This is a genomic window from Photorhabdus aegyptia (assembly GCF_000612035.1).
GTDB classification, from domain to species: domain Bacteria; phylum Pseudomonadota; class Gammaproteobacteria; order Enterobacterales; family Enterobacteriaceae; genus Photorhabdus; species Photorhabdus akhurstii.
Window position 1 is genome coordinate 40,715 of the sequence record NZ_JFGV01000025.1, and the last position, 23,866, is coordinate 64,580.

At 39.2% G+C, this 23,866-nt stretch carries 19 protein-coding genes; 11 read left to right on the top strand and 8 right to left on the bottom strand.

Going from position 1 to position 23,866, the window contains the following annotated elements:
- The first annotated feature begins 67 nt into the window (after positions 1-67).
- Both exbB and exbD read left to right on the top strand, forming a co-directional pair.
- A complete protein-coding gene (gene exbB, locus BA1DRAFT_RS09750) occupies positions 68-1,030 on the top strand; it encodes a tonB-system energizer ExbB (protein WP_036778379.1) in 963 nt (320 codons plus the stop codon).
- 3 nt (positions 1,031-1,033) lie between these two features.
- The gene (gene exbD, locus BA1DRAFT_RS09755) at positions 1,034-1,459 is read left to right on the top strand and encodes a TonB system transport protein ExbD (RefSeq protein WP_015835631.1); all 426 of its coding nucleotides are present in this window, start codon (positions 1,034-1,036) and stop codon (positions 1,457-1,459) included.
- A 107-nt stretch (positions 1,460-1,566) separates the two neighbouring features.
- Here exbD and BA1DRAFT_RS09760 read toward each other — a convergent pair whose 3' ends face one another.
- The 3 genes from BA1DRAFT_RS09760 to BA1DRAFT_RS09770 all read right to left on the bottom strand — a co-directional run bounded on the left by BA1DRAFT_RS09760 (position 1,567) and on the right by BA1DRAFT_RS09770 (position 4,323).
- Positions 1,567-2,682 carry a helix-turn-helix domain-containing protein gene (locus BA1DRAFT_RS09760; protein WP_036778353.1) on the bottom strand — a complete coding sequence of 372 codons (1,116 nt, stop codon included), beginning with the start codon at positions 2,680-2,682 and terminating at the stop codon, positions 1,567-1,569.
- Between the two features lie 21 nt (positions 2,683-2,703).
- Positions 2,704-2,994 (bottom strand): helix-turn-helix domain-containing protein, encoded by a 291-nt coding sequence (locus tag BA1DRAFT_RS09765; protein ID WP_036778355.1) that lies wholly within the window; start codon positions 2,992-2,994, stop codon positions 2,704-2,706.
- Between the two features lie 138 nt (positions 2,995-3,132).
- Positions 3,133-4,323: an MFS transporter gene (locus tag BA1DRAFT_RS09770; protein ID WP_036778359.1), complete on the bottom strand. Its 1,191-nt coding sequence runs from the start codon at positions 4,321-4,323 to the stop codon at positions 3,133-3,135.
- A gap of 181 nt (positions 4,324-4,504) precedes the next feature.
- Between BA1DRAFT_RS09770 and BA1DRAFT_RS09775 the strand changes: the two genes are divergently transcribed.
- The 5 genes from BA1DRAFT_RS09775 (at position 4,505) to BA1DRAFT_RS09795 (ending at position 11,045) form a co-directional block, all read left to right on the top strand.
- Positions 4,505-5,398 (top strand): LysR family transcriptional regulator, encoded by an 894-nt coding sequence (locus tag BA1DRAFT_RS09775; protein ID WP_036778360.1) that lies wholly within the window; start codon positions 4,505-4,507, stop codon positions 5,396-5,398.
- A 576-nt stretch (positions 5,399-5,974) separates the two neighbouring features.
- The gene (locus BA1DRAFT_RS09780) at positions 5,975-7,531 is read left to right on the top strand and encodes a GH39 family glycosyl hydrolase (RefSeq protein ID WP_235201010.1); all 1,557 of its coding nucleotides are present in this window, start codon (positions 5,975-5,977) and stop codon (positions 7,529-7,531) included.
- A gap of 533 nt (positions 7,532-8,064) precedes the next feature.
- A complete protein-coding gene (locus tag BA1DRAFT_RS09785; protein ID WP_036778364.1) occupies positions 8,065-9,819 on the top strand; it encodes a GH39 family glycosyl hydrolase in 1,755 nt (584 codons plus the stop codon).
- A 600-nt stretch (positions 9,820-10,419) separates the two neighbouring features.
- Positions 10,420-10,749 (top strand): type II toxin-antitoxin system RelE/ParE family toxin, encoded by a 330-nt coding sequence (locus BA1DRAFT_RS09790; RefSeq protein ID WP_036778366.1) that lies wholly within the window; start codon positions 10,420-10,422, stop codon positions 10,747-10,749.
- A 2-nt stretch (positions 10,750-10,751) separates the two neighbouring features.
- Complete coding sequence (locus BA1DRAFT_RS09795; protein ID WP_088776123.1) at positions 10,752-11,045, top strand: helix-turn-helix domain-containing protein; 294 nt, start codon at positions 10,752-10,754, stop codon at positions 11,043-11,045.
- An 84-nt stretch (positions 11,046-11,129) separates the two neighbouring features.
- Here the strand turns inward: BA1DRAFT_RS09795 and BA1DRAFT_RS09800 are convergent, their stop codons facing one another.
- From BA1DRAFT_RS09800 to BA1DRAFT_RS09820, 5 genes are all read right to left on the bottom strand, one after another.
- Positions 11,130-11,423, bottom strand: coding sequence for a hypothetical protein (locus BA1DRAFT_RS09800; protein WP_072164789.1), 294 nt, complete (start codon positions 11,421-11,423; stop codon positions 11,130-11,132).
- 261 nt (positions 11,424-11,684) lie between these two features.
- On the bottom strand, positions 11,685-12,713 hold the full coding sequence (locus tag BA1DRAFT_RS09805) for a Fic family protein (RefSeq protein ID WP_036778370.1): 1,029 nt from the start codon (positions 12,711-12,713) through the stop codon (positions 11,685-11,687).
- Positions 12,714-12,847: 134 nt separating this feature from the next.
- Complete coding sequence (locus BA1DRAFT_RS09810) at positions 12,848-13,699, bottom strand: class I SAM-dependent methyltransferase (protein WP_036778372.1); 852 nt, start codon at positions 13,697-13,699, stop codon at positions 12,848-12,850.
- 691 nt (positions 13,700-14,390) lie between these two features.
- On the bottom strand, positions 14,391-15,302 hold the full coding sequence (gene rdgC / locus BA1DRAFT_RS09815) for a recombination-associated protein RdgC (protein WP_036778374.1): 912 nt from the start codon (positions 15,300-15,302) through the stop codon (positions 14,391-14,393).
- Positions 15,303-15,520: 218 nt separating this feature from the next.
- Positions 15,521-18,403: an aldehyde dehydrogenase family protein gene (locus BA1DRAFT_RS09820; protein ID WP_051560735.1), complete on the bottom strand. Its 2,883-nt coding sequence runs from the start codon at positions 18,401-18,403 to the stop codon at positions 15,521-15,523.
- Positions 18,404-20,075: 1,672 nt separating this feature from the next.
- Between BA1DRAFT_RS09820 and BA1DRAFT_RS09825 the strand changes: the two genes are divergently transcribed.
- From BA1DRAFT_RS09825 to BA1DRAFT_RS09840, 4 genes are all read left to right on the top strand, one after another.
- Positions 20,076-22,031 (top strand): bifunctional 2',3'-cyclic-nucleotide 2'-phosphodiesterase/3'-nucleotidase, encoded by a 1,956-nt coding sequence (locus tag BA1DRAFT_RS09825; protein WP_036778375.1) that lies wholly within the window; start codon positions 20,076-20,078, stop codon positions 22,029-22,031.
- Positions 22,032-22,118: 87 nt separating this feature from the next.
- Positions 22,119-22,898: a ribonuclease T2 family protein gene (locus BA1DRAFT_RS09830; RefSeq protein ID WP_036778376.1), complete on the top strand. Its 780-nt coding sequence runs from the start codon at positions 22,119-22,121 to the stop codon at positions 22,896-22,898.
- Between the two features lie 195 nt (positions 22,899-23,093).
- Positions 23,094-23,345: a helix-turn-helix domain-containing protein gene (locus BA1DRAFT_RS09835; RefSeq protein WP_036778377.1), complete on the top strand. Its 252-nt coding sequence runs from the start codon at positions 23,094-23,096 to the stop codon at positions 23,343-23,345.
- A gap of 3 nt (positions 23,346-23,348) precedes the next feature.
- Positions 23,349-23,866 (top strand): HipA N-terminal domain-containing protein (locus tag BA1DRAFT_RS09840; protein ID WP_036778378.1); only part of this gene is annotated, 518 nt, incomplete at its 3' end.

Sequence of the window (23,866 nt, forward strand, 5' to 3'; positions counted from 1 at the left end):
TGAGATGACGAAAAGTAATTCACTGCTAAATAACAAGGTTTATCGTAAAGGGAGTAAAGGCCAACTGATGCGAAATTTGACTGCTTCAATAATACTAGCGTTCGGGCTGACAGGTTCAGCATTGGCTGATACAGCACCAGCGGCGGCAACAGATAACAATAACACGGCAAAAACCGCACAGATTACTCCAGCTACCACCCCGGCAACGACGGACACAACGGCACCACCTGCAAATCAAATTGCACCGCAAACGGCGTCTGCGACGGAGGCCGCCCAAGTGACGCCGGTTGCAACGGATGAGGCTGTACCTGACGTTCCTGCTGATGAAGCCAGCCTTTCCAGTGGCTTTGCGACTGATCTGTCTATTTGGGGCATGTATCAGAACGCTGATATTGTTGTTAAGACCGTTATGGTGGGTCTGGTGATTGCTTCTGTGATTACTTGGGCTTTATTTTTCTCGAAAGGTACTGAACTGTTGGCGGCTGGTCGTCGTTTACGTAAAGAGCAACTGGCTTTGGCGGATGTTAAAAGTCTTGATCAAGCGGCGGAAATTGCCGAAGGTTTCAGTAAACTCAGTATCAGCCGCTTGTTACTGAGTGAAGCGCGGGCAGAACGTCAGTTATCTTCTGAGAGCTCTGACCTGAATAGCACGAAAGACCGCGCCTCTTTCCGTCTGGAACGTTCTGTTGCGGCGATCAGCCGTCATATGGGGCGCGGCAATGGCTATCTGGCAACCATTGGCGCGATCTCTCCTTTCGTTGGTCTGTTTGGTACGGTATGGGGCATCATGAACAGCTTTATCGGTATTGCTCACTCACAGACAACCAACCTCGCGGTTGTGGCGCCGGGTATTGCGGAAGCCTTATTAGCGACAGCACTTGGTCTGGTGGCGGCGATTCCTGCTGTTGTGATTTATAACATCTTCGCCCGCATGATCGCGGCTTACCGTGGTCAGGTTGGCGATATGGCGGCACAGTCACTATTACTACTTGGCCGTGATCTGGATTTAGCAAATAGTAGGACAAGGTGATTTATGGCAATACGTCTTAATGAAGATTTGGACGATAGCGGCGAATTGCACGAAATCAACGTCACGCCATTTATTGACGTGATGTTGGTGCTGTTGATTATTTTCATGGTAGCAGCGCCACTGGCAACCGTTGATATTAAAGTGGATCTACCCGCTTCGTCGGCAAAACCGCAGCCGCGGCCAGAAAAACCGGTATTCTTGACGGTTAAAGCTGATCGCCAGCTTTATGTTGGTGATCAACAGGTCGATCATGATACTTTGGCGGCGGTATTGGATCAGACCACCCAATCTAATAAAGAGACCACCATCTTCTTTCAGGCTGATAAAACCGTGGATTATGAAACACTGATGAGTGTGATGGATTCTTTGCGTAAATCGGGCTATTTGAAAGTGGGCTTGGTAGGGATGGAAGCGGTTTCATCGGGTTAATTGTCACTGATTCTTCCATTGAATAACCGCGCTGGAAAGCGCGGTTAAGATAAAATGATAATTGGTTTGTATTAATAAGAGCTTAATTTAAACAGGATGGGGGATAATCACGCTATTCTGGAGCGATAAGAAAACATCGAAATGACATTTACAGAATCTGTCTGATCATGAAGCTCATAAAGCGAACGATCGTTAGCGAGTTCAAGCAGCATTGGCACTGTAATTTTCAGACGCTTAGCTAATGTTTCAATATCAATACAAACATCATTAATAAGCACTTTTATTGCTCGATGAAATAATTCAGGTTTTTCATGGGGAATAAGATAATCCTCTTTTTCCTCAATAGCTTCTCCCTTACGTTTAAGCCCCAAAAAAGCCGTTTTATATTGCGTATCGGTTAAAAGGGAAAGCTGATGTGCCCGATAAATAATTGCTGCTTTACTTACTTTCCAAGTTAACTTGAACTCACTTAGACCTCGCCAGTTGATTCTTCCGCTTATCGGTGCAGGGAAATATTTAGCCATCGCACTTCGTGGTAAAAGTAGGGCAGAGGCAAATTGGTTGGCTTGAGATTCGGTTGTTCTGTCACCAGTAGATATTCCGCCGTGTAACACAAGATGTCCAATTTCATGTGCAATATCAAACCGTTGTCGGCATGGTGATTTCTTGGCTGTATTTCTGACAATGAAAGGTCGATCTAATGGAACGGATAACGTGTCAACATCATCAGATACTGAGTCAAACGAGGTGACAAATGCACCTAGCTTTTCAGCCAGGCGAGTCACATTTTCAATTGGCCCAAACCCTAATCCCCAATCAATCCGACATTTCTCTGCTGCTCGTTCAACTTCTTCCGGGGAGTTTGCTTTTAATTCAGGAAATAACACTGACGGTAAATTTAGATTTTCTTCAAAAACGACGATTAATCGTCTGTATAGTTCAGCCTTTGCAAGTGCTGCTAATTTTGTTGCTACTCTAATTGCGCTGCGTTTACGGAAATGAACAATCTCTTCGTTCATAGGAGATTGTATTTGGGTTTCAAAGAACGCAGGAATAACCTGCAATACAGTCGCTAATTCATTAGAAAGTTCATTAGTTGGCACAGCAAAGCCGGATTCCAGCCGCTGAATGTATTGGCGGGTTTTATTAACCCGCTCAGCCACTTGCTCAAGAGATAGCTCGTGATACAGACGAGCTAACCGCAAATTAGAACCATTGAACACTTGTCACCTACTACTTGTTCTTTAATTGGATTGAAAGCTAATACTTAAACTGGCCCCACAAGCAACAGCATAGCGCTCAAGTGTTAAGATACTGGCCTTCCCGGCATTTCTTTCCAGTTTGCTTACTGCGGGTTGAGTGATCCCCATTCGTTCGGCAACCTGGGTGCTGTTTAGTTCTGCCTGATTACGCATATTAAGAAGAAGCTCCTTCAACTCTTCTTCTTTTTTCTCAGCCATATAAAGGGTGTGAACTTCTGGATCAGCAAGCAGTTCAGCTTTAACGTCGGAATATGGGACACCTTTAATGCTCATCATTCAACTCCTTAAGCCTCTTTAAGGCTATGGCTATTTCAGTAGCTGGCGTTTCTACTGGTTAATACCGTGATACCGGTTATCTTCTGGCTGGTGGCGATCTATCGCAAAAGATAGCTTGGGGCGCAGTGTGTAAAATCATATTTGCTTGCGGCTATTTGGATTAAATAGAACCCATAGCGCGGCTAATAATGCGCATCCTCCACCGCTGAAAGCGACGCCATACCAAGAAAAATACCAAGCGGCGACAGCTCCCAAAGAGGAACCTACTGCGCCACCGGCGAAATAGCAGGTCATAAATACGGTATTTAGCCGACTGCGAGCATCAGGTAATAATGTATATAACCGTGTTTGATTTGCCACTAAACCCGCTCTGCTGCCAAGATCTAACAGAATAATACCAGCGAATAAAAATAGAATACTGTGGCTGGTGCCGCTAATTAGGCATAAAGCCAGCATTACTAATAAAGCGCCTGCGGCAACAATTGCCCTTCCACCGAAGCGATCCGTCAATGAACCTATTATTGGTGAAGCTAGCATTCCCACAATGCCCGTCAAACCAAAAAGACCTGCGATATCACTCCCCCATCCGTAAGGTGGTTGGGAAAGTAATAAGGCCAGCGACCCCCACATCGTATTAAAAGCGGCGAACAGCAAAAAACCGGATAATGCGGCTTCACGCAAAAGGGATTGTTGCTTTACTAATTTACCGAGTGAAATAAGAAGTTGGCCGTAAGTCATCGTGTGTGATGGTTCTATTTCTGGCAACACAAACCAGATCAGAAAAAATAGGCAGATATCGATTAAAGCGGCCAATATAAACATTTCACGCCAACCGAAATACTCTCCGACTGCACCACTTAATGCCCTGGCAAATAGTGCTCCGGCGAAAAGGCCACTCATCAGACTTCCTACTGCTCGGCCGCGTTTTTCTGGTATTACCCAGCCGGATACGGCAGGAATGATGATTTGTGCTGAAATGGAAGTTAGCCCCACAATCAAGCTACTTGCCAGAAGACATGTAAAATTTGGTGCTGTGGCACATAAAATAAGGCTGATTATATTGCCGATTAACAGGCAGAAAATTAGTTTGCGACGGCTTATCGTATCTCCAAGCGGCCCAAAAAAGAGCAGCCCCGCCGCATAGCCAATCTGCGTTAGTGTCGCGATCCAGCCGGATATTGAACCATTAACGCTAAAACTTGTCCCAATTATTGGCAATAATGGTTGGTTATAATAAATATTCGCTACAGCAAAACCACAAGCAATAGATAACAAGATGAGAGAGATAGAAGAAATAGGATTTGGTTTGGTTGCTGTATTTGACATGGGAACTCTCAGCGTTTGGCCGGAATTATGATGAAATGATTCTGGCACTATATTGAGATCGTGGGAATAAAAAGAGTGAGCGAAATTGTTTTGCATAGAATGCAAAAATGATAGCGCTAATAGGCGTTATTTATTATTTGTAATATATGAAGTGTTTGAATATTCGAAGGTAAAAATTGCGATGAAAGATTTATTACGTACCGATATGCTAACAACATTCATTCATGTTGTCCGCTCACAGAGTTTTTCTGCCGTTGCTCGTTTGCAAGGTATGGCTGCATCCTCTATCACACGTCAGATAGACAGCCTTGAACAGGTGTTAGAGACAAAACTATTCTTACGCTCTACCCGCGGTTTATCGCTGACTGATGCAGGGGAGATTTTGTTTGCCAGGGCGCAAGGTATTATCAATGATCTTGTCGATGTTCAGGCTGAATTAGCGGCGTTGAATGGCGAGCCGCAAGGGGTATTACGTATAGCTTGCCTGCCAACGTTTGGACGCCAACATATTGTTCCGATGCTAGCAGAACTATTCACGCGGTATCCTAAAATTCGGGTTGAACTTGATCAAACAGAACGGTTGACTGATCCGGTCAGGGATCGCCTTGATGTAGTTATTCGTATTGGTGAATTAAAGGACAGTACACTTTATTCCAAACGTATCGCCACACAAACTTGGATTATTTGCGCCAGTCCAAACTATATTCGAAAGCATGGAATACCGACAACACTTACTGAACTGGGTGAGCACTATTTGCTTGATAAACATCATGACCCCGCGGGCATTTGCTGGTCACGCTATCGCAGTGTTATTAATTTCAGCGATAATAATAGGATCTTTCGTAGTGATGACTTTGAAACATTGAGAATGGCCGCAGTGAGTGGATTTGGAATAGCGCTTCTGCCTAATTGGGTGGTATCAGCAGATATTCATTCTGGAAAACTTGTGCCTTTATTTAATGATCCCGATGGACGTAAAGAAGATATTTATTTATTGCGGGCGCTTGCTCACCCGCCAGCAAAATTAACCGTATTTATGTCGTTATTGCAAAAGAGGTTTGCCAAGATTATTTAGTTGAATCCGTCTCATATATATTAATGATTTTATGCGATATTATTTAATATAATTTACTCACTATATGATTTTATTGGGTGTTTTTTTACTATCGTTATTAATATAAATTTCTTATTGAAGTATATGTTCTTTTATGCTTATTTCTTAAATAAATCATAGGTTGGATTATTGGCAAAAATAATTATATCCATGTGATTGTTGATTGATGTAATAAATTAAAATTAATAGGTGGTAATTTTAAAATATAGTTAAAAGTGATATTTAACTATTCTCTAACTATTCGGTTCATTTATTGTTGTTGAGTTGTCAAAGAAATATATTTATTCTTCTATATTATTTTTGATTTATAACAATATCATTTTTTAATGAATATAGAGGTTTATTGTGACTAAAGTTTTTTCATTTAATAAAAATCATCGAGATTTATTGGCAGGTCACTATTCACGGCTTAAAGAGGTTAATGGTGTTAACGGTGTGCCTAAATCTTTGTTGCCGGGTTTTCCTGATTTAGATGAGCAATTTAATCAAATGGGAATTACCCATATTCGGCTTCATGATGGTTTTGGTATTGGCGATATGGATAATTATTTCCAGGCGGATAGAATCAGTGATCAACATCAAATAATTATTAATGTACCAGAAGAAAATAAACCTGCTGCTAAGAAATTGCTCGCTGACATTGCAAATATCAGAAGTATTTTTCCCAATGCGGCTGCCGGGATGAGAAGTAATGATATTAGTCTTGCATTAAAAGAGGCTAATTATAAAATGACTGACGCTTATCTGCGCGACATTATGAATAATAAAGCTGATCTGAATCCAGATAATATTCAACGGCAAATCATGTTTCGTATTGGACGTACCGGTGATGGCGGTTATGAAATACCCGAGGATTTTGATATTTATGCCATATTAGTCAGCACGTTAGTGAATCGCTATACTTTAAATTATGCCAGAATCGGTTTGCCAGGGAAAATAACTTATTGGCAGGTTTGGAATGAGCCTGATTTGTTTTTTTTCTGGAATAGTGATGATCCTAAAAAATATTATGAATTATATGAAAAAATCGCAAGGATAATTAAATCGGTTGATCCTTCGGTTAAAGTCGGTGGCGCGGGTATTGCGTTTGCTGATAGATCACAAGAAGATTATCTTGATGGGTTTTTACGGTATTGTAGAGATAATAATGTACCATTAGATTTCTTTTCCTGGCATGGATACGTTGAAACCGGAGACCCGCAAAACATTATTGATTTAGGAAATAAGGTTCAAAAAAGTTTGCATACTTATGGTTTTACCGATGCAGAAAGTTTTTGTACTGAATGGACTTCTTGTCCTATTGGGACAAAAAATACATTTACAAAAGTACAAGGTATTAAAAATGCGGCATATATTGCTTCTACATTTATTTATATGCAATATATAAAAGCCGACAAAGCTTATTATTATCGGGGAGATGGCTCATCTTTTGGTTTGTTTAATAATCAGCCCAATCCTAAAAACCCAAGTGTTAAAAATTTCTGTACTTATTCAGCTCAATCCTTTTACCTGTTTGCCAGAATGTTCGAAACACCTTATATTTTAAGTAGCAATAGGGATTTCTCTACTGGTTTAACTGTTTTGGCAGCCGAGAATACCGAAGGTAATAAAATAAATATCCTTGCTGCAAATTATAAAGTTGATAAAAGTCTTGCCGATGGTAATGCGGCTCCTGATTATTTATATCAACAATACTATTTGGATACCAGCCGAACACTAAATCAATTAACGGATACCTGGAGTAAGAATAAATGGTTTGGCGGCGTTGATCCGACAACCATTCACGTTGATAACGCGGTAGTACAACATGAACCTGTTAAGCCATTTCCGGGTAATAATATGTTGAGAGCTAAAAATCGTGATTATACCGATAGCGACCAAGGCGTTACCGTGGTAATTAACCATATAGGTTATAGAAAATTTAAAGTCAAAGCATTCCGTATTCAGGACGGTGGATCTTTGGCACAAATGATACCACCGGAAGTGACTAACCAGATCAATGTGTCTATAGCTAATAATAAATTAACGCTAGTGGATAAGGGAGCAAAGCCTGCGACAGTAACATTATATTCATTGGAGCTAGAGAATAATTAATTTTATATTCAATGGAAATATTATAGTAAATTATTTTAATCTGACAGGCTCTTATTAAGAGCCTTTTTTATATCAATTGATTGAATTATATGGTTTTTTTATATTTGGTGATGGTTTATTAAGGTTGTTTTTTTGATTAAAAATATGTTTTTAATATGTGTTAATGATCTTTTGTACGATATTTTTAAATATAATCTACTCTCTGCATGGTTTTATTGTGTGCTATTTTATCATTGTTATTAATATCACTCTTGATTGATATGTATTTTTTCTCTTTTAATGATTCTGTGGTTAAATAAGTCATAGGGTCAATTTTATTATCAGTAATAATTGTGTTAATGTAGTTGTTTATTTAATGCAATAAATTCAAAGTAATAGCGGATAATTTCAAGTTGTAGTTGAAAGTGATATTTAACCATTATCTGGGTCTTCCATTCATTTATTGTTATTGAGTTGCCAGATAAATGTATTTATTCTTTGATATTGTTTTTGGTTTATAGGGATACAATTTCTTAATTAATATAGAGGGTATTATGACTAAAATTTTTTCATTTAATAAAAATCATCGAGATTTATCAGCAGGGTATAACTCACGTCTTAAAGCTGTTAATGGTGTCAATGGTCTTCCTAAGTCGATAGCTCCAGGTTTCCCGGATTTAGATAATGAATTTAATCAGATGGGAATTACCCATGTTCGGCTCCATGACGGCTTTGGTATTGGGGATATAGATAATTATTTCCAAGTGGATAGGAAAAATAACCAAGATCAAATGATTATCAATGTACCTGAGGAAAATAAACCCGCGGCTAAAAAGCTGGTTGCTGATATTGCAAATGTCAGAAGTATTTTTCCTAATGCCGCTATCGGAATGAGAAATCATGATGTGAATCTTGCATTAAAAGATGCCAATTATGAAATGACGGACGCTTATCTGCGTGATGTTCTGAATAATCAAGCAGATCTGAACCCAGATAATATTGAGCGACAACTCTTTTTTCGTATTGGGCGTTCACTTGATGGCGGTTATGAAATACCAGAGGATTTTGATGTTTATGCAGCATTAGTTAAAGCTTTGGTGAATCGTTATGGTGTAGACTATGCCTGTGTTGGGTTGCCGAGAAAAATAAGCTATTGGGAGATTTGGAATGAGCCTGATTTACTGTTTTTCTGGAATACTGATAATCCACAACAATATTATCAATTATATGAAAAAGTAGTGAGAGTCATTAAGGCGGTTGATCCTGATGCTAAAGTCGGTGGTGCAGGTATTTCGTTTAGTAATCATGCAGGAGGACATTATATCGATGGATTCTTCCGATATTGTCGGGATAACCATGTACCGTTAGATTTCTTTTCTTGGCATGGATATGTTGATACTGGAGACCCGCAAAACATTATTGATATGGGTAATACCATTCAGAATAGTTTGCATACTTATGATTTTACTAAGACTGAGAGTATTTGTACTGAGTGGAACTCTACTCCTTTTGGATCGAGAAATACATTTACCAAAGTGCAGAGTCCTAAAAACGCGGCATATATCGCTTCTTCATTGATTTATATGCAATATACCAAAGTTGACTTGGCTCATTATTATCGTGGGGATGGTTTATCTTTTGGTTTATTTAACGATCAACCTAATCCTAACAACCCAAGTGTTAGAAATTTCTGTACCTATTCAGCTCAATCTTTTGGTCTTTTTGCCAAGATGTTAAAAACCCCTTATATATTAAGTGGTCAAAAGGATTTTTCAACCGGCTTAACGGTTTTGGCGGCCGAAAATAAATCAGGTAATAAAATTAATATCCTCGCAGCAAATTATAAAGTGGATAAGGGCTTTTCTGATGGTAGTGTACCACCAGTTCCGGCGGATTTATATCGACAATACTATTTGGATACTAGCCGAACATTAGATCAATTAACGGATACCTGTAGTAGGCATAAATGGTTTGGTGGTGTTGATCCGACAGCCATTCAATCTAATAATGCGGTATTGCAAAAAGATCCGGTACAGCAACTTCCTGAAGATTCTCTTTTGAGACCTAAAACTCGCGATTATACTCATAGTGACCAAGGAGTTACTGTGGTGATTGATCATATAGGTTGTAAGAAATTTAAAGTTAAAGCGTACCGTATTCAACAAGGTGGATCGCTGGAAAAAATCACGCCACCAGAGGTGACTGACCAGATTAATGTGTCTATAGCTAATAATAAATTAACGTTGGTAGATAAAGGCGCGAAACCTTCAACGGTAACACTGTATTTGTTAGAGCTAATTCATCATTAATTTATACCCGTCATCTTTCAAGTTGCCTCTTTGTTGGCTGCACTCACTCACCCCGGTCACATAGTTATCTATGTTCCCGGGGATTCGCTCCCTTGCCGCCGCGATCCATCTTGAAATCTATAGGGTATATATGCAATGAAGATATTAGGATAGATTATTTTCTCTTCCCGTTAATAATTGGAGAGTAAAGTTAAACAGGCTCTTATAAGGGCCTGTTTAATCATGGTGAATAATTTATTGGAATAAGGTTGATTCGGAATTAATAGTAATTGTTTTTGCTTGGTTGTAAGGTGATATATATTTTTAATATGTATTATGATTTTATTGAATTAAACTATTTAATAAATACGGCTAAAATTAAGGTGTATTATTAAATTCGGCTTTACTCAGCGTTAATAATTCGTGTATTCAATAAATTTATAAGATTATTCTGGATAAAAAGATTGTTCGGGATACACCCGAGGTTATCTGGGCCCGTGAACGTCTCTATGTACCAAACAAACTGGAGAATATCAGATAAGTAATGTTTGAAAGTAATCATTGTTGATTGCTTTGTTTTGATGGAGTAAAATCATCGTATATGATTACAAGGATGCTGATATGAAATTTACCGTAACGGTAATTGGCGCCGCCCGTAAGGAGTTAGGAAGACTTCCTGTAGGGTTACAGGTCGCGCTTGTTGATGCAATGGAGGAACTCGAAAATTCAGGACCGGAGCTCAGGGAACCAAGAGTGAGGGATGTAGGCAATGGACTGAAAGAGTTGAGAGTGAGTGCCCGTGAAGGTATTGCTCGTGGATTTTTCTTCTTTCATACGGGCAGACAAATTTTTGTAGTACATGTTTTGCAGAAAAAGACCCAGAAGACACCTAAAACGTCACTGGAACTGTCCCGGGAACGAATGAAAGTGGTAAAGAGGATGCTGGAATGAAAATGAACAGTGATGATTACGATTTCGTTACGCTGTCTGATGTTAAGGCTGAGCTCCTGGCAACAACTGAAGGGCTGGAGGCATGGGATGATCTTCAGGCTCGCAAGGCTCTTGTCCAGCAACTCAAACTGGCGCGCAAAGCCTGCAAAATGACTCAGGAAGATGTTGCCTGTCGGATGGGAACCCAGAAACAGAATATCAGCCGACTGGAAAGAGGGGAGGTTGATCCTCAGTTGGGAACACTCAATCGCTATGCTGCTGTTTTAGGCGGACGATTTGTTTTTCAGGCCGGTTGAATTCACTCACATGCTGGTAAGAGCAACCTGGTGGTTGCTCTCAGATTATTGACAAAGTGCTGATTTTTTATCCGGTACTTTGTTTTAATGAAGTTCCGTTCGCCAGATCGCTAAGATATCTTCCTGTTGGCGTTTGGTATGAGTGAATTCGATGGTACCCAGTGGCGTGTGATAAAGACCTTTCCGGCCTGTTGTCATTACGGTGAGCCTATCGATCAGGATCTGTGAAATAACGCCATATTCACTTAGTGCTGATTCAAGGCTAATGTAATTGTATTCACCACGTCGTAGAGCTTTGGCAATATGTTCAATGGCGTAACTATCGTGGCTATGAGCAAAGTTAAACAGATAAATCCCGCGTACAGGTCGTGAAAGCATCGATTCTTTAACCAGACGATTTAAGCCCGCCTAGAGTGTCTTGGGGTTATCTTCAGGAAAGATTTTTCTGAGATCGGTAAGGGTGAAGACATATCGCCCTTTTTGTCCCAGCCGATAAAACGTTTAAGTGCGGTAGATCTATCCATGAGTAGACAACAACTCTAGGTATTTGTGGTTTTGATGTTCACCTGATTATAGTTATTTTAAGTGGACATTAAAGCACTATAGTTATGATATTCATGTCCACTTAATGAGTTCTCATTATTTGTGGTGAGCTTTTAAATCTACCCCTCTCTCCGTCAAGCGATAGCGCTGTAATGGGCTGCTCGGTTTTTCTGGATGGCTCATTTCAATTAATCCTGCTGCCAGTGCGGGTTGCAAATAGCGCTGACGGAATGAATTACGATCTTTTAATCCAAGGGCTGATTGCAGTTGCCCACGGTTCATTTCCCCTTTCAATACCATAATCAGTTGTTTAACTTGTTGGGTAGCCTGATGGGTAGCCTGATGGGTAGCCTGATGGGTAGATGTCAGAATTGCATCACGGATCATGTGCAGCATAAACTCAATAAATGGGGCACAATCAACGAGTTGGCTACTGAGATTAATTGCCTGATAGTAATGAGCTTGATGTTCATAAACCAGGCTTTCAACGGGGATAAATTCAAATAAAGGGTTCCAGTGGTTTAAGATTAATGTTTGCCATAACCGGCCCATTCTGCCGTTTCCATCGGCAAATGGATGAATGAATTCAAATTCATAATGGAAAATGCAACTGGCAATAAGTGGGTGAATATCAGTAGAGCCTAACCAGTGAAAAAGATTACCCATCAGCTTTGGAATCCGGTTTGCCTGTGGAGCCATATGAATGACTTTTTCTCCATCCATCACCCCGACGCCGCTGTGTCGATAACTGCCGGCATTATCTAGCAATCCCTTCATTAGAACATAATGGGCTTCCAGTAAGTTTTGCTCTGATGTGAAATGCCAATAGTTGAGTTTTTCGTAAGCCAAGATAGCGTTACGTGCTTCTTGTATTTCACTGATCGGTGCAATAACTCGCTTGCCTTCAATAATGGCTGTGATTTGGCTTGCATCAAGTAAGTTACCTTCAATTGCCAGTGAACCGTGAATTGTACGTATCCGATTGATTCGTCTCAATCGCAAAGCTTTTATTTGTTCCTGCTCTGTGCTTAATCGCCCGATATTCTCACTGATTTCGGCAACTAATTGGATCATTTTAGCTGTAATTGAGAAAGGAGGTTGATAGCCTTTTTTCGCTGAATTCATTGAATACCTAATTGGATTTGTAGGATTACGGTAAATAGCTTTAATTCTGTTATTTAGTTTTGGAATGCGTCGGTATTATCGCCAGTAAGGTGATACTGAGCAACAGACTGGCGATTGTTACGAGGGTTGTCTGATTATTTCCCTGCAAGCACACCATACATTAATGGCATACGAGGCATTCCTTCCGGCTGTACCATTTTTCCGCCACCGATATTACGCATGCCTTCAAATCCACTCCATCCATTTGAGTAAGGGTATTCATTGAACTGTTCAATTCGTAATCCTGCTTGTATCAGAGCATTGAGTACTTCATTGATTCCCCAGTAAAATTCATAAGTATAGTGAGGGTTCTGGAAATCTTTAACACCTTCTTCTATCACTTCATCTGGATAGAGGGTTTCGACGGATTTAGCGACATAATCGTGAACTCCGCCTTCATCAATGACTGCGCCTTCCCTGAAATAGTCATAATGAGGCTTCCATTGCGCATTAAAATAGAGGGAGAACGGATGAAATTCAATCAATACAAATTTTCCCTCTGGTGTTAATAATTGTGAAATAAGTCGGGCCCAGTTTTTTAGGTCAGAAATCCAAACTAATACACCATAAGAACAGAAAATCCGATCAAATTTCAAATTTTCTGTAATGGCTTGTTCCATCCAATCAAAAATATCAGCTCGGTGGAATAGGGCCGGAATGCCACTATCGCTGGATAGCTGACGGGCGAAATTAATTGCTTCATCAGAAATATCAACCCCAGTTACATTGGCACCATATTTCACCAGACTTAAAGTATCCTGACCAGAATTACATTGCAGGTGTAAGATATTTAGATCTTTTATATCACCTAGTAGTGATAGTTCCTCTGGATAGAGTGTGTTGCCGCCTTGCCTGAAAAAAGCGGCTTGATCACCTTTATGACTATTATGGGCAACAGTAGCGGCATTCCACGATAAACGATTTGCCTCATGAAATTTTTTATTCATCTGTTTTTACCTGTGTCAGATTGAGGATAAACTCAAGTTTTTCGTCAAGATATCCTGCCTGTGTTAGATGAGGGAGAATTAAGACGTTTTTGACTAAAATGAGAGTTGTATTTCGATATATAATAGTAATGTAACTTCATGTAATTATTTATTTTTATATTAAAGTTTGTTTATTGTCAAAACAATATTGCCATAAAAAAATTAAAATTGTTGTATATATTTTAATAACAATTAAAAAAACTACTTTTGATAAATTATCGGTGAATAATATAACTTTAGTTGCATGTTACATTTAATAATATTGTTTACTATAATTTTTTATAGAGATAAGCGTGGTTAAACGGATAAATCAATATGGAGTTATGGAGGATATACGCTTGGCATGGGAACATAGATCTTAGCTGATAAAGGTTAACTTTTGCGGTAGCTTCGTATTGTACTAGGATGGATGGCGTTTTTTGCTGAAATAACGTTACGTGCTTCCTTTATTTCGTTGATTAGTGCGATGGCTTACTTTCCAATTTTGAATTGATTGTTCTCCAAATGATTTTTTCAGAGTAAATTAAAGAAGATATTGCTGGTAGTATGAAAAGGGGATCTTTTTAAAAAATATCTGGCCTTGAATTGAGGAAGGCATAAAATACCGCTTTGAAAAATAGTTCAAAGCGGCAAATAGTATTAAAAATTGAGGTTATTTTTCCGCTTCACCACCCAGCGCTTCAATGGTGCTTTTAATCAGCGCACTCAATTCGCCGGTCATTAGAATAAAGTCAGCATCAAACCGTTGGGCAAAATCTTCCCGATCAATGTCATCATTTTGTTCACGCAGAGTATCACTGAATTTTATGCGCTTGAAAGCGCCATCATCTGACAACATAAATTGAATACGCTCTTCCCAATCGAGCGCTAATTTGGTGACACATTTGCCAGCTTCTATATGAGTAGCGATTTCATCAGAAACCAAATCTTGTTTTTTACAACGGATCACGCCGCCTTCTTCCAGAATAGCTTTTAATTCGGCTTCATCCATTAAAGCAAAACCTGCTGGCAGATCACCGGAACGTACCCATTCTGTCAGGGTTAATTCTATTGGGTCTTTAAATGTCAGGGGAACGACAGGTAAAGAACCCAGGCTTTTTCTCAATAATGCCAAATTATCTTCGGCCCGTTTAGCACTGGCAGCGTCAACAACGATCAGATTATTGGCGATATCGATCCAAATATAAGTTTGGCTGAATCGGCTAAATGCCCGTGGTAGCAGAGTATGCAATATTTCATCTTTCAGAGAGTCTTTCTCTGTTTTTTTAAGTTTGCGATGTTGTTCTCCTTCCAGTTTTTCAATTTTTGCCTGTAGTGCTTGTTTGATAACAGGTGAAGGCAACATCTTTTCTTCTTTACGGGCGCAAATCAGAATTTGATTATTCGCGGCATGGGTGAAGGCGTCACTGTGTGAACCCATTGGCGGCACCCAACCTGTTTTCGCCATATCTTGACTACCACATGGGGTGAATGCTAACGGACTCAATTGTTTTTCCAGTTCATCCGCAGAAAGTGAAATTTCCCGGTTTAAACGGTAAATCATTAAATTTTTGAACCACAACATAAAATTACCCCATATTTTTGCTCAATGAATCGGTGAGCATGACCAACATAAGGTAGCATGATAGCGAATCACAGGGATAAGCCCTAGTATATTGTGTCAATTATCTTGATTGATGGTTTCGTGATTATATTAAGCGCTAGCTAAGACACGCCGTGCTTATTTGTGGAAAGTACGGCGCGGTCAGGTCATCCGTTGAAGTGAAGATTCACCGGAGTAGTTTAAATTCCCGCTTGAACGCAGTGACGTTTTTCACCTTTTGGCGTGGGAAGGGGATCAAAGGGTTCAATTAAATAGTGGTATATATCACGCTGTGGCAATGTACTGCCGCTAATCCGATTACCTTCATACCAAAGGCATGAAGCCGCCGGGCCTTGACCACCATAGGGAAGATAACCGTGTTCTTCCAGATGTAAGTCAGTATTATTAAGAATACTATCTGGCAGGTGAAGGCGTTCACTGAGTTGATGATGGATATAGTCACTGGTGCCAAACAAAGATATATACATGGCATTAGCTGAATACAAAGGGTCAGAAAAATAATGGATGAGGTCTTGATCCTGATAATATCTTTGTAAGAAGAAAACAGGGGCGAAAAACTCTTTATAATTACCTCCTAACGATAATTCTTTCTCGAAAACTGTCGGTTTTATCATGCCATTGATGGGATTAACTTCTCCTCCATAGGTGCAGTAGGGTCTATTTACTTTAAATACTGAAGCAATTTTTATACTGTGATCGATATCGCTATTGGGGCCGACGATATTTTTATAGTCACTATAAGGTCCAACTCTATCTTCAATATTCTTCAAGTCAGAGATTAATCGTTGCTTGAATAAATCGTATATATCATTGTGTACTAATATAGCATTTGGACCCGCGCAATCCTGCCCTTGATTGTAAAGAACGACTCGTTTTGCACTTTCAACGGCCAGATTAATGTCCGCATCTTTTGAGATAATAAGTGGATTATGACCGGCGCCATTAAGAATAAATAAGGTATTTTTTCTAAAATGTTTACGGACTTTGAGAGCATTCTCTGGCGTTCCCGTAAAGATTACCGCGTCCGTTATTTTTACTCGTTGACTTAAAAATAACTCTTTATCTTCATAAGAAATAGATAATGTCGGAGAAAATTCGGATAAATTAATCACCTCCTCAAGTTTTTTGTAATGTATGTGCATTGCTGTTGGGGGGCGTATGCACACGTTTTCTGCCATCAGTGAAGGGATAAAACCAAAACATACCGAAGCGTAAATGGGTTGATTAAGTGGGAGGAATGATGTCACACCATAAATTTTCTTTTTGAAATACGCTCTGTTGTTCTCAATATTATTCAAGACGTCTATTGAACGGAGAATTTCATCTTCGGTGACGTTTTTACATTGATAGCCAGAGAGTGCTTCAACTAGCGCCTCGCGATTCTTCTGTAAAGCTGAGGAAAGTTCATCACATTTTTTTCTGATTTCGGTGAAGTTAATTTTACTGTATAACTTAGTCATATATATTTGGTCCTCCTCGATGCTATTGTTTATTAATCTCTCTTTTTGATGTCTATTAATTTCGTTATTAACGATATTCTCCTCATTTTTTGGGGATGGGTTTTTATATGGATTGTTAAAATGGGTTAGAATATGCTGCATGCAATTTAAATCTAACCATGTTTTAATTCGTGGGCCTTTGGTATCGCCAAATAATCCTCGATAGAGCAGAGACCATATTTGGGATGGTTCATCATCTGAAAAATGGTCTTCATATGTACTGATTATACGCTGGAAAAGTTGATCTTTAGTGGATATTTCTCCTGTACTTATTAAGTTGGCAATGGCTGAGAAATACTTTTCTTCTTTAATGCTTTGTAATCCTTGATTTCCGTGTTTACATGTCCTGATATAATAATGATAACTTATTTCCAATTCCTGATCTGAAATGGATTCTCCCGGTTTTTTATAGCGATTTAAAAAGTTTTCAGCCGCGAGTTTACTCGCTGGTTTTGAAGCGTGTAATATTCTTGCTATCTTAGAAAAAGATAATCGTTTTCTATCTTTTTGCGAAATATTCACTTGATCATTGAGATGTGGCGCCAGCGCGACATAAAATTTAGACGATCTCTGTGGCTCTTTTGAGAGGTAAGTGCGAATTGCGTCTCGTGTCAGCAGATGGCGAATATCATCCAAAGAGAAACTATTTCCTTTCGACTTCGATATTTTTTTACCTGAATCATCGAGGAAAAGCCCATATTTGTAAAAACGTGGAATTGGCCTGTTTAATGCTCCCGCGATCTGGCGAGCAACGGCGGCGGAAGCCAGCAGATCTTCACCATGCATTTCAAAATGAATGTTCCTGGCAAGGAGGCGCATACCCCAGTCTGCTTTCCATTGAAGTTTAGATTTACCGTTTAGTACCGAAATAGTTTGCTCTTGATCTAATATCTCATTTTTATAGAATTCCCGAATTTCTACGCCATATTCATAACCGGGTTTATTAATGACTTCATCACCAGGTATGTAATAGGTTATTTCTCCTGACTCAGGGTTCACGCCTGTGACTGTGATATGCTCAAGTACCGCACCAGTTCTTTCAGAAATGGGCATGATCATGCTGTAGGTTCTTTGTCTTAAATCTCCCGTTGATTCCTTGCATATTTGGTTTATTACTGCGAAATTTTGCAGAAATAGTTTGATTCCGTCATTGTAATCGCCATTTTGATAGGCTAAAGAGTTTCGGACTAGTTGACACTCTATTTCATATTCTGCGGCGAGCTTCATGAGTTGATATTCCGCCATTTCAGAGAATGACGGAAAATTGCCGAAAGGGTCCGGCACCTTACTTATCGGTTGGCCTAGATAAGGTGTTAATGTTTCAGCATTTGGAATATTCAAAGGCACTTTTCTGAAAGGGTCCAAATCATCTGAAATGAGATAAAAATTAACTGTTCTGCCTGCTTTCTCCAATTCGGTTTTGATGAGATTGGCACGGAGGATTTCACAAAGGGTTCCTATGTGTGGCAGTCCTGTTGGTCCAAAACCCGCTTCGATATTGATTGATTCCTTGTATGGTATAGCCTGATTAATTTCGAGGGCTTCCTTGACATACCATTTCATTTGCAGTTACCTCCATCATAATGTTTTGATTATTTTAGGGTTAATGGTGATGAATAAAGACGGTAGAGGTGTTATCAACTTGTCAGGAAATCCTCAGTAATCCTGATGAGAAAAAATGCTTGAAAATGTTAGATTATTTTATATTTTTTGTTTTGATATCAGCGACTAACCTTAAAACCTCTTTAAAATGAATGAATAGTTAACGCTAGTTCTAGCTAATTAATTATTACTATAAACTTATTCTAAGTTCTTTCGGCTCTACTGGAGTGCTGAAATGATAAAGTTTAATGATGTTTCTTATAATGTTAAATAAAATTAATGTAATTGTTGTTTCTGGTCAAGTGGCTGACATAAATTTTTTTATTTTCTCTTCATTGCTGAATTGAGTGAGATGGTGGCGACATTGATGAATGTGTCATGCTGAGTAGAAAAGTCATTTATAGGAATTTAGTGTAGCTAAATCTATTGAATAAATATAATGCTAAAAATAGATTTTATACTTTTTTTCTTTTATATCAATATGATGATATTATTCTGAATTTTATTTGTAAATTTATTTTTTTAATTTTGTTTTTTGTCTTTAATTGTGTTTTTTAAATTTTAAGTTTAATTAATAAAATGAATTTTTTATTTTTATAATATCTTGGATATAGATTTGTTTTTTACGTAAAAATAATAAAAATTAATTTTTTAGATTGTTTTTATGTGAAATAAATAACATTGTTTTTTTATGCTTTTAATATCTTATTATTTTATAGTTAAAATTAATTTATATTAAATATAATTATTAAAGTTTTAATCTGTTAAATAATTTTTTCATGAATAAGGTAATTAATAAAATTCAATTAAAAAGATCAAGTTACCTGACAATGTGATTATTATCACAAATAATTGTAATTATCTGTGTATTTAACGATATAATTGTGCATTTTATCACGAAAATAATTTTTGTTTTATTTATTATATAGTTGCAATAGATTTCATGGCTAAAAATCACGTCGAAAAATTGAAATGTTAATAAAGTAACTTTTTTAACTAAAAGTTTTCAGTTATTTTGATGTAAATTAACAATTGCTTTACAATTAAATGCCGTAAGAATTTATATAAGTAGACCTAATATGGGTAATAATTAATTGCTTAAAAATATTTTCAATTTGTTAGTAATCTTATTTTATACAGTAATATTATGAGTGGTATTTATTAGCCTGAATATTTTACCTGGTTAAACAGAATAGCGAGATTTTTGTTCAGAAATAAAGCTAATAATTAAATATAGAGCATTATAGATATTTTATTCTGACTTAATTGAAATGGAACACTGTTACAGGTGGTTGGAGAGCAGATTTTATCGTGTTAGTAGCAAAAAGGAGAAGTGAGATCCTGGCAAAGTGGTATGTGCGGATAACTTTTTGCGTGTTAAAAATGAAAAGGCCCTAACTATAAAAAAACAGAGTTATCTCGTTGGTTGAGATAAACGTTTAACAATTTCTCAGTACAATAGCCTGCGTTTGTTCGTTGAAACCGCATATGATGATATAAACAGCGACAATCCAGCTTATGAAAATAAAAAACAGATGGTTCTGGAAACGAGAACTTGTCTGTACTTATAAGTTGACAGTGATAAGAGAACTGATTTTAGTTTCTCTAAACTAGCCTAAAAAAGAGGTGTGAAATGGTTAACAATGTGTTGAAAGTCTCCACATTAACCTTATTGGTCGCATGTAATGTCCATGCTGCAACAGTTGATTTGCGGGTAATGGAAACATCTGATGTTCACAGTAACCTGATTGATTTTGATTATTTTAAGAATAAGCCTACGGAACAATTTGGTTTGGTACGCACAGCGAGTTTAATTAAAGCAGCTAAAGCGGAAGCTTCCAACACCATCTTGGTCGATAACGGTGACTTGATTCAAGGTAGTCCACTGGCGGATTACGTGGCGGCAAAGGGCCTTAAAAAAGGGGAGTCTCATCCAGCACATCAGTTAATGAATACAATGGGTTATACCGTGGGTAACTTTGGTAATCACGAGTTTAACTTTGGTTTGGATTATCTGAAAAAAGCCATTGCTGGCGCGAAGTTCCCCTATATCAATGCCAACATCATGGACGCGAAAACCGGTAAGAACTATTTCACCCCCTATATTATTGTTGATACGCCGGTGAAAGACCGGGAGGGTAAAAACCATACCATTAAGATCGGCTATATCGGCTTTGTACCGCCACAGATTGTTATCTGGGATAAGGTCAATCTGGATGGAAAAGTGGTCGTTAACGATATTACTGAAACCGCGAAAAAATTTGTTCCTCAAATGAAAAAAGCGGGGGCAGATTTGATTATTGCTATTCCTCACTCCGGTTTTTCCAAGGAGCCTTATAAGGCAATGGCTGAGAATTCGGTTTATTACCTGAGTGAAGTTAAAGGCATTGATGCGATTATGTTTGGTCACTCGCACGGGGTGTTCCCAAGTGAAGAATTTGCAGACATTAAAGGCGTTGATGTTGCCAAAGGTACGGTTAACGGTATTCCGGCCGTTATGCCCGGCCAATGGGGTGATCATTTAGGCGTTGTTGATATGGTTATCGACAACGAGGGCGGGACATGGAAAGTGACGCAGGCAACAGCGGAAGCGCGCCCGATTTATGACAAAGTGAATAAAAAGGCACTGGTTGAGCGCGATAATGAGTTGGCGCACATTGTCTATCAAGCTCATCAGGGAACACAGAGCTTTGTGGGTAAATTTATTGGTAAAGCTTCCGCCAATATGTATAGCTATTTGGCTTTGATTCAAAGTGACCCGACAGTGCAAATCGTGAATGATGCACAAGCAGATTACGCTCGGCAATTTATTCAGGGTGATCCTGATTTAGCGGATATTCCGGTTCTGGCCGCCGCAGCGCCGTTCAAAGTGGGTGGACGTAAAAATGCGCCCGCGGAGTTTGTTGAAGTTGAAAAAGGCGATTTAACCTTCCGCAATGCCGCAGATTTGTATCTCTATTCCAATACACTGGCTGTTGTGAAGGTTACCGGCGCTGATGTGATTGAATGGCTGGAGTGTTCGGCCGGCATGTATAACCAGATTGATCCAAATTCAACTCAGCCGCAGTATCTGTTGAACTGGAGCGGTTTCCGTACTTATAACTTCGACATGATCAGTGGTGTGAATTATAAGATTGATCTGACTCAGCCGGCTAAATATGACGTTGATTGCCAGATCATCAATCAAGGGGCGAACCGTATCAAGGAGCTGACTTACCAGGGCAAACCGATCGATCCTCAAGCTAAATTTCTCATTGCTACCAATAACTACCGCGCCTATGGCGGTAAATTTGCCGGCACAGGCGAAGATCACATCGCATTCGCTTCACCGGATGAGAACCGCGCTATTTTGGCGGCTTACATTGTCAAAATGTCTAAACAGAAAGGGATGGTAGAGACTAACGCTGAGAATAATTGGTCGATTATGCCAATCAAAACTGATAAGCAACTGGATATCCGTTTTGAAACGTCTCCAAGTGAGAAAGCGGCGAAGTTTATCAAAGCATTTTCTCAATACCCGATGAAATATTTGGCAAATGATGATATCGGTTTTGCGGTATATCAAATTGATCTAACTGAAAAAAAATAATTTTAACTGTCCTACGCCTGCCCTGATTTGGGCAGGTTTTTATTTGCTTACCATCAATAGGGAAATCATTTCCCATAAGGAATTAAGATGCGTTTTTTTAATTTATTATCAGCAATATTCGTTTTACTAATTGTTGGCTGTGCAAAGCAACCAGAAGTAACAGAAGTGACTGACTCGTTAGAGTTTCGATCAACATTGGAAGGGGGGCAGTTTTGTTTATTACCTGCTACTCCGCTGAAAAATTATGACTTCATTGCCAAAAATGACCGTTATGGTCAGAATGCAACCGCATCGACAGATTACTTCAAATTGGCTATTAGTTATTCTCCAGCATTTTGTAAGAGCAAAGAAAAGAATATTAACAAACTGAAAAGTAGTAACAAACTTGCTGAGGCGCAGCGTGAATATGAAAAGTTTGAATTGCAATGCTTCTCCGAAAACAAATTTAGTTGGGTCATTCACGGCTTATGGGCGCAAACCTGCAACGGTAAATCAATGGCGCAGTGCCGTGATTGGTCTGATGTTCGCAAACATCCACGTCTTTGCAAAGGGGATTTGCCACAACTGGATTATCAGGTGATTGAACCTTATCTGTGCGCTTCTCCCGGGGCAGATCTGTTGCAAGGCGAGTGGGAAAAACATGGTGTTTGCGCGTTTGCAACGCCAGATCAATTTTTCAGTAAACAGCAGGAGCTGTTCGATGAGTTGGTATTGCCGAGTAATCGTCCATCTAATGAACAATTAATTAAGTTCCTCCAGAAAAATAACCCATCATTGAAGGGAAAAACTATTCAGATCAATAGTGATGAATTGTACATTTGCTACAGCAAAAATTTCGACGTGATTGATTGTCCAAAGCGTGAGTAATGATTGTTCTCCTTTCTATAAAGGAGGATCACAGTGATGTGCCTGACCTGCGGTAGCGTGGGTCAGGTTTACCTTCTCTTCAAATAGTCGATATATCCCTTTCAGGGGATATTTTTTCTTATCCTTTATAGGGGATAAACTTGAATTTATCCTCTACAGGGTATATTTTGTATTTATCCGTCATAGGGGATAATTATGAAGATCACATCACCAGCAATGCTCGCACTCGCAATGAGAGAGGCCCGCAAAAAAAGCAAATTGACTCAGCGGGAAACGGCTGATCGGGTCGGTATTAAACAGAGCACTGTATCGGGATTCGAGAAGTATCCAGAGGGCAGTAAGATGGAAACCTTGTTCAAGTTACTCTCAGCGTTGGAACTGGAGCTCCATGTATCAGAGCGCGGGAATTCACAAAGAACGAGCACCGGTTGGAAAGAGGAGTGGTAATCGATGAAGGCGTTGACGGTTGCGCTTAATGGTTTTGAGGTAGGAACGCTATTTCGTGATGGCACTGGTGCGATGTCATTTCAGTACAAAGATGAGTGGTTGCTCCTGAATGGCGCTCGTGCCATTTCACTTTCAATCCCTCTTAGCACCCAACGGCATAGAGGCAAAGAGGTATTTAATTTCTTCGATAACTTATTACCAGATTCTGATGCGGTTATTGCCAGGATACAGGCTCAGTTCAAGATACAAAGCAAGCATCCTTTTGATCTATTGGCTAGTGTGGGAAGGGACTGTGTAGGGGCCATTCAGCTTTATCCAGAAGGAGCGGACATCCCTCCCGTCAGTGATATGGTTGGTGAACCGCTCAATGATGATGCTATTATCGAGCTGCTAGAAGGGTATCAAAGCTTCCCGTTGGGAATGACAGAGCGAGATGATTTCAGGATCTCATTAGCCGGAGCTCAAGAAAAAACCGCGCTTCTCTGGCATCAGGAATGCTGGCAACGCCCCCAAGGAAGTAC